1 protein-coding gene and 1 pseudogene are annotated in these 1,073 nt (G+C 62.6%); one reads left to right on the forward strand and one right to left on the reverse strand.

Features of this window, described 5'->3' with window-relative positions:
• Positions 1–480: glycosyltransferase family 1 protein (locus tag JMF90_RS38155; RefSeq protein ID WP_201326452.1), on the forward strand; the 480-nt coding region annotated here is incomplete at its 5' end.
• A 229-nt stretch (positions 481–709) separates the two neighbouring features.
• Here JMF90_RS38155 and JMF90_RS38160 read toward each other — a convergent pair.
• Positions 710–1,073 (reverse strand): annotated as a pseudogene (locus JMF90_RS38160) (multidrug MFS transporter); the annotation flags it as partial.

Raw genomic sequence — 1,073 nt, forward strand, 5'->3', positions numbered from 1 at the left:
AAGAACTTCGGCCGGCTGATCGCGGCATTCCGACAACTCAACGACGCGTCAGTGGATCTGGTCATCGTCGGCATGCGCAATGCCGCCGTTTTCGGAACGCAAGACGATATTGCCGCCACCGAGCAGAACATCAAGTACGCCGGATACATCAGCGACGAACAATTGAAGGCACTGTACCAACATGCCGTCTGCTTCCTCTACCCGTCGATCTATGAAGGCTTCGGCATTCCGCCGCTCGAAGCCATGCGCCAGGGTTGCCCGACCCTCGTGGGACGATCGGCGGCATTGCCCGAGGTCTGCGGCGATGCAGCGCTGTACTGCGATCCCTATTCGCGTGACGACATCGCGGAAAAGCTGCGAAATTTGCTGGACTCGGCCGAACTCAGAGCGGACCTGAAACGTAGGGGTTATTCGCATGCGGCGCAATACAGCTGGAGCAAAAGCGCGGAGATGATGACGCGAATATTCGATTCGCTTTGAAGCGATCGCTATGTGACGTCGGGCTCGCTCGAGCTGACGATCGCCGAGGCGACCGGGCAAGAGTTGCTGGGCGCGACCTGTGCGCAACACGCCCGGCCCCGTCAGCCGCCGCCCGCTTCCGACCGCTTCATGAATGTCGCAGTCCAACGCGGCAAACGCAGCACCGCCGGAAAGGCGCTCACGTGATCGCCGCCGGTTTCCACCGGCGCTACGTGCGGGCCCCCGTGAACTACGCCCGCTGGCGTGCCGCTGTCCGAACCGGGAAGCCGCGCGTCGTTACACGCTCGACGATTATCTTGTTCGTCCCCGTGTAGGTATTGAACACGTGCCCGGTAATATCCGCGCCAATGCTCGTCAAACGCGACAGCGCCTCCTCAACATCCGAGGCACGCGTCAAGCCACCGCGCGACACGAGCACATGCGCGTCGCAGCCTGCGCCGACGATGCCGAGCGCATCGTTGCTCGTCAATAGCGGCGGTCCGTCGATGACGATGAAGTCGTAACGCTCGCGCACCGATGCGAGAAGCCTGGCGAATTCGGCGCCCTCGAGCAACTCGCCGGGCGACGTTTTGTCCGGCGAGCCCGCCGGCATG

Origin of the sequence: Burkholderia sp. E168m23 (assembly GCF_016586125.1) — a bacterium.
Classification (GTDB): Bacteria; Pseudomonadota; Gammaproteobacteria; order Burkholderiales; family Burkholderiaceae; genus Burkholderia; species Burkholderia orbicola.